Source organism: Corynebacterium sp. AOP40-4SA-5 (assembly GCF_052377355.1).
Taxonomy (GTDB): domain Bacteria; phylum Actinomycetota; class Actinomycetes; order Mycobacteriales; family Mycobacteriaceae; genus Corynebacterium.
The window spans coordinates 1-9,188 of record NZ_JBQSWS010000043.1; the positions used below are offsets into that span (position 1 = coordinate 1).

A 9,188-nucleotide genomic window follows, 5' to 3' on the forward strand; every position below is an offset into this window, starting at 1 on the left:
CCCCTACATGAGGTAGGTGTGCAATTATCCGCAGTGAACTTCTCTACCCTCGAAACGATGACGTCATCAGAGACCCCGCCACTCGTTCTGGCGATCACCGCGTGCCCCACCGGAATCGCCCACACCTACATGGCCGCCGAGAACCTCGAGGGGGCCGCCGACGTCGCCGGCGTGCGGGTCCGGGTGGAGACCCACGGGTCCATCGGGGTGGAGAATTCCTTCACCGACCAGGAGGTCCGTGAGGCCGCGGCGGTCGTGGTCGCGGCGGACATGAAGATCGACACCTCCCGGTTCGCGGGCAAGCCGCTGCTGTCCACGGGAGTGGACGACGGCATCAAGCGGCCGGCCGAGGTGCTCCGGCGGGCGTTGGACGCACCGACGAGCAGCGGTGAGGACGCCGGCGTCGATGGTGCCGGTGGCACCGGTGGCAGCGGTGCCGGGACGGCGGCGGGGGAACGGTCCTGGATCAGGACGTTCGGGGACGACCTCTACCGTGCGCTGATGAACGGCGTCTCCCACATGATCCCGTTCGTCGTCACCGGAGGGCTGATGCTCGCCGTGGCACTGTCCCTGGGCGGGGAGCCCACGGCCGAAGGGCTGGTCATTCCCGAGGGGACGTTCTGGGACACGCTCAACCAGCTCGGTGGTCTGGCCTTCTCCCTGATGGTTCCGGTCCTGTCCGGGTACATCGCGATGGCCATCGCCGACCGGCCCGGACTCGCGCCGGGTTTCGTGACCGGGCTCGTGGCGGTGACCGGCGACCTGTACGGGTCCGAGGCGGACGCCGGGTTCCTCGGCGGCATCGTCACCGGTGTGCTCTCCGGGTGCGTGGCCCTGGCGATCCGGCGGATCCCGGTCCACAAGTACATCCAGCCGATCTGGCCGATCATCGTCATCCCCGTGCTGACCACCCTCATCGTCGGTGGTCTGTTCATCTACCTGCTGGGTAACCCCATCGCCACACTCTTCGAGGTCATGACGGAGGGACTGGAGGGGATGCAGGGGTCGTCCGTGCTGCTGCTCGGGGCGATCATCGGGGCCATGATCGCCTTCGACATGGGCGGACCGCTGAACAAGACGGCGTTCCTCTTCGCCGGTGGTCTCATCGCCACCGGCAACGCGGCGCCGATGGGCATGGCGGCGGTGGCGATCGCCGTGCCGCCGATCGCCGCCGGTGTGACGACGCTGCTCGCCCGCCGCCGGTTCAACAAGGCGGAGCGTGACGCCGGGATCGCCGGGCTCTTCATGGGTTTCTTCGGCATTTCCGAGGGTGCGATTCCCCTGGCTGTCGCCCGGCCGCTGCAGATCATCCCCGCCAACGTGATCGGTGGTGCGGTCGCCGGAGCGTTGGCGGGCATGTTCGGGGTGAAGGACAACGTGATGCACGGTGGGCCGATCGTCGCCGTCCTGGGGGCTGTCGAGGGCATCGCCTGGTTCTTCCTGGCCCTGGTCGTCGGCATCGCCGTGACGACCGCGGTGTCGCTGCTGCTGATGGTGGTCACCACGGGTGCACCGGAGGTGGGGGAGGATGAGGGCCCCGACACGGAGCCGGCCTCGCCGGACCTCATCGACGCGGGCACCGTCGTCCTCGACCTGGTTCCCGCGGCGGACACAGCGGACACAGCGGACACAGGGGATGCGGCCGCGGTGATCCGTGCCCTCGCCGGTCAGGCGGAGGAGCAGGGACGTCTCGACGCTCCGGGCGTGGTGGACGCCGCCCTGGCCCGTGAGGCGCAGTCCACCACCGCGGTCGGCCACGGCGTGGCCATCCCGCACGCACGCAGCGCCGCGGTGAGCGTCCCGACCCTGGTCTTCGGACGTCTCCAGGCCCCCGTGGAGTGGGACGCCCCGGACGGTGAGCCTGTCGACCTGGTGTTCCTCATCGCCGTGCCGGAGGATGCCGGGAAGCAGCACCTCAGGGTCCTCGCGAAGCTCGCCCGTGCATTGATGAGGGACGAGTTCCGGGAGTCACTCCGGCGGGCGACGTCGGCGGGGGCCGTGGTCGACCTGGTGAAGGACCTCGGTGTCGAGGAGGTGCAGGGGGCGGGGACGCAAGCGCAGAGGGCTTGACGGGACACCGCCACTGGTACGGTCACCTCATGATCGACCGTTTCATCTGGGCGTCCTCCGGGGCCGGGTTGTCCGAACACGCGTGGGCCGCCGCGGAGGAATCCGGGGCGGCCTGGGTGGGTAACGACGCCGCCGCCCACGTCTCGTTGCTGCGCTCCACCGTCCGCGAGGAACTGGCCTTCGGCATGGAGCAGCAGGGCATCGCACCGGAGGTCATGGCCACCCGGATCGATTCGGCGATGGACACCTGGGGGCTGCGCACCCTCGCCGACCGCGAACCCTCCCGGCTGTCCACCGGCCAGACGCGCCGGGTCGCCATCGCCGCGGCCCTGCTGCGCGATCCCGGCGCCCTGGTGCTGGACTGCCCGACCGACGGGTTGGACGCCGCGGCCGTCGAGACCCTGCGGCGCACCCTCGCCGGTTTCGACGGCGACGTCACCGTCTACGACCGGGTGCGTACCGTGCTCGCCGACGACGCGCGCCACGAGATGCGGTTGGACGCCACGCCCGCCGCTGCACCTGACCCCGTGCCGGACCCAGTACCGGACGCTGCCTCCGCCGCGTCCTCCCGCGGCACGGTGCTGTCCGTGCGCGACCTGACGGTGTCCCGCGGCTCCTTCGCCCTGGGCCCGGTCAGCTTCACCGCGCAGGGCGGGCAGGTCACGCACCTCGCCGGGCCGAACGGGTCGGGCAAGACCACGCTGATGCTCGCCGTCCTCGGCCTGCTGCCGTGCGGCGGGACCGTCGAGGCGCCGGTCGTCGGCTGGGCGCCGACGGGGATGGACGCGGCGTTCTCGCGCCGCACCGTGCTCAAGGAACTCGCCGTGGGCACCGACGCCGCCCACGCCGAGGTCGCGCTGCGGTGGGTGGGGCTGGAGCGGTGGCGCGACGTCCACCCGTTGGACGTCCCGAGCTCGCCGCGCAGGATGCTCGCCGTCGCCGCGGCGCTGGTGCGGGGGCCGGGTCTGCTGATCCTCGACGAGCCGACCGTGGGGTTGGACGCGGAGGGGTACGCATGGCTGACAACGGTGATGCGGGGCTACGCGGTCGGGGAGTACCACGCCGCACTGGCCGACAGTGGGCTCGCATCGCGGGAACTGCCGTCGCCGGCGGTGCTGTGGTCCTGTCACAATGCCGCCTTTGCCGACGCTGTCAGCGACCGGTCCCACGTCCTGTAACTATCCGAGCCGATTCGGTCGGCTTCGTTGTAGGACATCGACAGAATCGGCTCGGAAAGTAACGCTTGACCCTCACGCGGCGTCAGGGGCGAGGATCTTGGGTATGGAACACAACGAACAGAACGAACAGAACACAGAACTCACCGTCAGCCAGGCCGCCGACTTCCTCGGCGTCACGGTGCGCACCTTGCACCACTGGGACGCGAAGGGGCTGCTCGTCCCACAGGTCCGCACCTGGTCGGACTACCGCATCTACACCGACGACGACCTCGTCCGCGGCCAGCGCATCCTCGTCTACCGCGAGTCCGGCGTCCCGCTGGGCGAGATCGCGGAGATGTTGGACGGTGCCGACGAGCGCACGCACCTGCTGCGCCAGCGCGAGATGCTGCGCGACCGCCGCGACGGGGTCGACAGAATGCTCGCCGCGGTGGAGGACCTGCTCGCAGAGACGGAGTCAGGCGTGTACACGGGCCCGGTCCCCGCTGAGCGGGTGCGCGAGATCCTCGGCAACGGTTGGGACCCCGACTACCAGCGCGAGGCCGAGGAGCGCTGGGGTGACACCGAGGAATGGCGTCGCTCGCAGCAGGTCATGGAGAAGATGGGGGAGGACGACTGGGCGGCGGTCCGCACAGAGGGCGACGACTTCGCCCGGGCGCTCGCCGAGGCCCACGGCCGCGACGTCGCGCCGGGCTCGGAGGAAGGCAATGCCCTGGCGGAGCGTCAGCGTCGCTCGATCTCGCAGTGGTACGACTGCCCGCACGACCGTCAGGTGATCCTGTCGGCGATGTACGTCGGTGACGACCGGTTCCGCATGAACTGGACGGTGGACGGGGTGGACCACACCGACTACCTGGTGGAGCTGATCAAGGCGAACGCTGCCGACCGGGGAGTGGACCTGGACAATCCCCGCTGGTGAGCCGTCGGGCCCACTTCGATTCACCCTGACCGGAACCGGTGCACGGTCCCGGCGGGCTGTGCCAGGCTGACCCCATGACCAAGAAACAGACAGATCAGTCTATCGAACTCACCCGCCTGTCCCACAGCGTCGGCGCCAAGGTCGAGGGTCTGCGTCTCGACGGCGACCTCGACCCGGACACCGCCGGGTGGCTGCGCTCCCAGCTCGCCGTCCACAAGGTCCTCATCATCCGGGGCCAGCAGCACCTCACCGACGACTCCCAGTACGCCTTCGCCCGGCTGCTGGGCACGCCCACGCTGGCGCACCCCACCGTGGCCTCCCACGGTCAGGACAGTCTCATCCTGGAGGGGGCGGCGAACGCCTGGCACACGGACGTGTCCTTCGTCGACCGGGTGCCGAAGATCTCGATCCTGCGCGCCGTGGAACTGCCCGGCTACGGCGGGGCCACGGAGTGGGCGAACACGGTCGCCGCCTACGAGCGGCTGCCGGAGCCGCTGCGCGAGCTGGCGGACCGGCTGTGGGCGGTGCACACCAACGACTACGACTACGCCTCGGCGCGGGAGCAGGCGCAGAACAAGGACTCGACCGACTCCAGCGGCTTCTCCTACGCGGAGTTCACCCGGGTCCGTTTCGAGACCGAACACCCGGTGGTCCACGTCCACCCCGCGACGGGGGAGCGCTCGCTGCTGCTCGGACAGTTCGTCTCCCACCTGGCGGGCCTGCGCGACGACGAGTCCCGTGACCTCGTCCGGCTGCTCCAGGCCCGCATCCTGTCGCCGGACAACACGCTGCGCTGGCACTGGGAGGAGGGCGACGTGGCGATCTGGGACAACCTGGCCACCCAGCACTACGGGGTCGCCGACTTCGGCGACCAGGCGCGGAAGAACCATCGCGTCACCCTCGCCGGGCCCGTGCCGGTGAGTGTCACCGGCGAGCATTCGCGCGTGATCACCGGGGACGCCTCGGCGTACTCGGTCGTCGACGAGGAGGACCGCCTGCCCGGCTACCCGGGAAACCTGGCGGTGGCGTGACTGCACCCTGACGAGACTGCGGGTTTCCCGCGACGCGGCTGGTAGCGTCTTGTCCCATGTACACGCCTGACGTCATCGGTACACCTCTCGCGCCCAACGCCACGAGGGTCCTGCTGCTGGGATCCGGGGAGCTCGGAAAGGAGGTGACGATCGCCCTGCAGCGCTACGGGGTCGAGGTCCACGCCGCCGACCGCTACGCCGGGGCGCCGGCGCACCACGTCGCCGACGCGCACCACACCATCGACATGACGGACGCCGCCGCCGTGCGCGGTCTCGTCGAGAAGGTGCGTCCGCACTTCGTCGTCCCCGAGATCGAGGCGCTGGCGACCGACGCGCTGCAGGACGTGGAGGACGAGGGCCTGGCGACGGTCATCCCCACCGCCCGGGCGACGCGTCTGACGATGAACCGCGAGGCCATCCGTACCCTCGCCGACCGTGACCTCGGCCTGCCGAACTCCCGCCACGTCTTCGCCTCCACCTACGAGGAGTTCACCGAGGGCGTGGAGCGTATCGGCATGCCGTGCGTGGTCAAGCCGGTGATGAGTTCCTCGGGCAAGGGGCAGTCCTACGTGCGCTCGGAGGACGACATCCGCACGTCGTGGGAGTACGCGATGAGTGGGGCGCGCGTGTCGTCGGGCCGGGTGATCATCGAGCAGTTCGTGCCCTTCGACTACGAGATCACGCTGCTCACGGTGCGTTCGGTGGATCCGGACTCCGGGGAGGACGCCACCTGGTTCTGCGAGCCGATCGGGCACCGTCAGGACCGGGGCGACTACGTGGAGTCCTGGCAGCCGGCGCAGATGACGACGGCGGCGCTGGAGTCGGCCCGGTCGGTCGCCGCGCGCATCACCGGCGCCCTGGGGGGGCGCGGCGTGTTCGGCGTGGAGCTGTTCGTCAAGGGTGACGACGTCTACTTCTCCGAGGTCAGCCCCCGCCCGCACGACACCGGCATGGTGACCATGGGTTCGCAGCGCTTCAGCGAGTTCGACCTGCACGCCCGCGCGATCCTGGGCCTGCCGATCGACACCACGCTGATCTCCCCGGGCGCCTCCGCGGTGATCTACGGCGGCGTGGAGGGTGGCGCGCCGGACGCCGCCCCGACCTACACCGGGTTGAAGGACGCCCTGTGCGTCCCGGAGACCGAGGTCCGCATCTTCGGCAAGCCGGTCAGCCATGAACGACGCCGCATGGGCGTGGCCTTCTCCACCGCCGAGACGGTCGACGGCGCCCGCGAGCGCGCCACGCAGGCCGCGTCCGCCGTCACCGTCGGTATTGAGCCTGTTGAGGTTGCGGCCCCTGAGGTTGTCACCGACGGCTGGGGACGCGCCTAGCGTCCTAATCCGTCACTAGTCGTTGTCGTAGAGGACCTCGGCCTCGACCTGCACGAGCCACCCGGCCACGGGCTGTTCGGCCACGCCGACGGTGACCACCGTCGGTTTCGTCGGGTTCGTGTCCCCGGAGTAGGGGGCCTCGTCGTCCCCGGTGGTGTCGGTCGGCTCGGTGCCGGGGGAGGACGGTGCCGAGGTGATTGCGGACGCCGACGGGGAGGACGGTTCGGACGTCGCGGAGCTCGACGAGGGGCTGGTCTCCGCAGTCAGCGTCACTGCCGAGGTGCCGGTCAGCAACGAGTCGCCGGTCAGCGGGTCGAGGTTGGCGAAGAACTTGCGGTAGGCGCGCTCCCACCCCTCGAAGTCGGCCGTCCCGGCACCGTCTTCGGGAGTGAGGTAGACCCGCAGGGAGGCGACCTCGGAGATCCGGCGTCCCTCCTGCTCCACCATGTCGGCGATCTTCTGCAGGACCTGCAGCGACTGCGCTTCAGTGACACTCATGCGGGCGGGGAGCTCGCCGTCCTCCAGCAGGTCGGGGTCGACGAAGGACATCGCCGAACCGTCCTGCGCGTCGGCGTTGAGCACGTCCGGCCCGGTGCCGGACGTGCGCCACAGCTCGGCGCTGCCGGGCGCGGACAGCGCCTGCGCGCGGTCGGCGGTGCCGTCGTCCTGCGTGGTGGTGAAGACGGTCTCGAAGGAGCAGGCGGAGAGGCCGAACAGCAGGACGGTGCTGGTCGCCAGCGTTGCGACGGTGCGTGCTGTGGCGACTCGACGGTTGCGGGTCATGGGGTGGGCTCCTGCTTGAAGGTCGCGAAGGTACGTCAACTGACTTTAAGGGTAGCGGGCCGCGTCAGGACGCAGCGGCGTGGCAGGTGTCCCCGCCGCAGTGCGCCGTGGCCGGCGCTGCCGCGCAGGCGTCGCACAGCAGCACCATCTCCCGGCAGTCGCCGTTGACGCAGTTGTGGAAGGTGTTGGTCGCAGTGCCGCAATGAACGCAGGCGCCGAGGGGCACGGAGTCCTCGCTGAACTCCATGTGCATGCGTTTGTCGAAGACGTAGAGGGAGCCCTCCCACAACCCGTCGTCGCCGAACTGCTCGCCGTAGCGGACGATGCCGCCGTCGATCTGGTAGACGTCGGTGAACCCGCGGTTGCGCATCAGCGAGCTGAGCACCTCGCACCGGATGCCGCCGGTGCAGTAGGTGACCACGGGACGGTCCTTGAGGTCGTCGTACTTGCCGGACTCGATCTCGCGGAGGAAGTCGTGGGTGGTGTCGACCTCGGGGACGACCGCCCCCTTGAACCGTCCGATCTGCGCCTCCATGGCGTTGCGTCCGTCGAAGAAGACCACGTCCTCGCCGTCGGCGCGTTTCTGTTCGACCAGCTCGTTGACCTGGGTGGGGGAGAGGTGGGTTCCGCCGCCGACCACGCCGTGCTCGTCGACCTGCAGCTCCTCGGCGGCGCCGAAGCTGACGATCTCCTCACGCACCTTCACCGACAGCTTCGGGAAGTCCTCGGCGGAGCCGGGCGACCACTTGAACTCCATGTCGTGGAAGCCGGGGTACTCGCGGGTACGCCGGATGTAGAGCTTCACGCTGGTGAGGGAGCCGCCGACGGTGCCGTTGATGCCGTGGCGGCTGATGATGATCCGGCCGCGCAACCCCAGTGACTCGCAGAGCGTGCGTTGCCACAGCATCACCGCCGTCGGGTCCGCGACGGGGGTGAAGCGGTAGTAGAGGAGGATGCGCGTCTCGGAGTTGGTGCCTTTGGTTCCCACCCTGATGATTCTATCGCCGGTGGGACCGGTCCGACGCACCTAGGCCGGGCTCTTGTCCGCGCTCTAGTCGAGCGTGAGGTGCATCTCCTGGTGCTCGATGCCCTCGGCCATGAAGGGCTCGTCGGTGGCCTCGAAGCCGTAGGACTTGTAGAAGGACATCAGGTAGGTCTGCGCCTCGATCTTCACCACGGTCTTCTGGACGTTGGGGTCGATGGCCGCGGCACGGCCACGGATGACCTCGAGGGCGTCGTCGACCAGCTGGGAGGCGATGCCGAAGCCACGGAAGTCGGGGTGCACGCACAGGCGTCCGATGTGCTGTTCCTCGGGCGGGCCGAAGACGCGCAGGGTGCCGACGAGGCGCAGCGGCGAGCCCGGGTCGGGCACGCCCCAGGGGAAGTCGGGGCCGGAGCCGGGGTGGACGTACGCCAGGAGCTGGTGGGTGCCGGGGTCGATGTCGGTGTCGTCGATCTCGGGGAAGCTGGAGCGCTGCTCGTTGACGAAGACGTCCACGCGCAGCTTGTACAGGGCGTGGACCTGTTGGGGCTGCATGTTCAGGACCTGTTTGCCGGTGATGTGGATCTCCGGTGCCTCGGTGGCGGGGTTCTTGCCGGCAGTGTTCGTGGTGTCGCTCATGTCGTTAAGGATAACGGTATGAACGTCATGAATCACCAAAAGACGGAAGAAAAGCCGTTTTTTCCTGTTCTGCGCAGAAAAACGCGTGGACCTGGGAGTTTGTGGCGCCTTCGGGGTCCGGAGTTGCACTGGACATTATAATTTTTCACGGTGAATAACGAGATGATTTTCCTGTATCGCTCACTCCGGGAAGCCCGGGGTTCGGGGCCCGGGGAGACGACACAGGGGCGAAGATGGAGCGTGGGGGCGTGGCGATCG

At 69.2% G+C, this 9,188-nt stretch carries 8 protein-coding genes; 5 read left to right on the top strand and 3 right to left on the bottom strand.

Annotation, left to right across the window (positions count from 1 at the left end):
• Nucleotides 1–57 precede the first annotated feature (57 nt).
• The 5 genes from ACT3S3_RS14980 to purT all read left to right on the top strand — a co-directional run bounded on the left by ACT3S3_RS14980 (nt 58) and on the right by purT (nt 6,526).
• Nucleotides 58–2,070 carry a fructose-specific PTS transporter subunit EIIC gene (locus ACT3S3_RS14980; protein ID WP_441578989.1) on the top strand — a complete coding sequence of 671 codons (2,013 nt, stop codon included), beginning with the start codon at nt 58–60 and terminating at the stop codon, nt 2,068–2,070.
• Between the two features lie 29 nt (nt 2,071–2,099).
• The gene (locus ACT3S3_RS14985) at nt 2,100–3,248 is read left to right on the top strand and encodes an ATP-binding cassette domain-containing protein (protein ID WP_441578988.1); all 1,149 of its coding nucleotides are present in this window, start codon (nt 2,100–2,102) and stop codon (nt 3,246–3,248) included.
• Between the two features lie 103 nt (nt 3,249–3,351).
• Nucleotides 3,352–4,164, top strand: coding sequence for a MerR family transcriptional regulator (locus ACT3S3_RS14990; protein WP_441578987.1), 813 nt, complete (start codon nt 3,352–3,354; stop codon nt 4,162–4,164).
• A gap of 74 nt (nt 4,165–4,238) precedes the next feature.
• Complete coding sequence (locus ACT3S3_RS14995) at nt 4,239–5,195, top strand: TauD/TfdA dioxygenase family protein (RefSeq protein WP_441578986.1); 957 nt, start codon at nt 4,239–4,241, stop codon at nt 5,193–5,195.
• A 56-nt stretch (nt 5,196–5,251) separates the two neighbouring features.
• A complete protein-coding gene (gene purT, locus ACT3S3_RS15000; RefSeq protein WP_441578985.1) occupies nt 5,252–6,526 on the top strand; it encodes a formate-dependent phosphoribosylglycinamide formyltransferase in 1,275 nt (424 codons plus the stop codon).
• Nucleotides 6,527–6,541: 15 nt separating this feature from the next.
• Here the strand turns inward: purT and ACT3S3_RS15005 are convergent, their stop codons facing one another.
• From ACT3S3_RS15005 to ACT3S3_RS15015, 3 genes are all read right to left on the bottom strand, one after another.
• A complete protein-coding gene (locus ACT3S3_RS15005) occupies nt 6,542–7,309 on the bottom strand; it encodes a hypothetical protein (RefSeq protein ID WP_441578984.1) in 768 nt (255 codons plus the stop codon).
• Nucleotides 7,310–7,373: 64 nt separating this feature from the next.
• Nucleotides 7,374–8,297 carry an oxygen-dependent tRNA uridine(34) hydroxylase TrhO gene (gene trhO, locus ACT3S3_RS15010; RefSeq protein WP_441578983.1) on the bottom strand — a complete coding sequence of 308 codons (924 nt, stop codon included), beginning with the start codon at nt 8,295–8,297 and terminating at the stop codon, nt 7,374–7,376.
• Between the two features lie 63 nt (nt 8,298–8,360).
• Nucleotides 8,361–8,930, bottom strand: coding sequence for a GNAT family N-acetyltransferase (locus ACT3S3_RS15015; protein ID WP_301443641.1), 570 nt, complete (start codon nt 8,928–8,930; stop codon nt 8,361–8,363).
• Between the last annotated feature and the right edge of the window lie 258 nt (nt 8,931–9,188).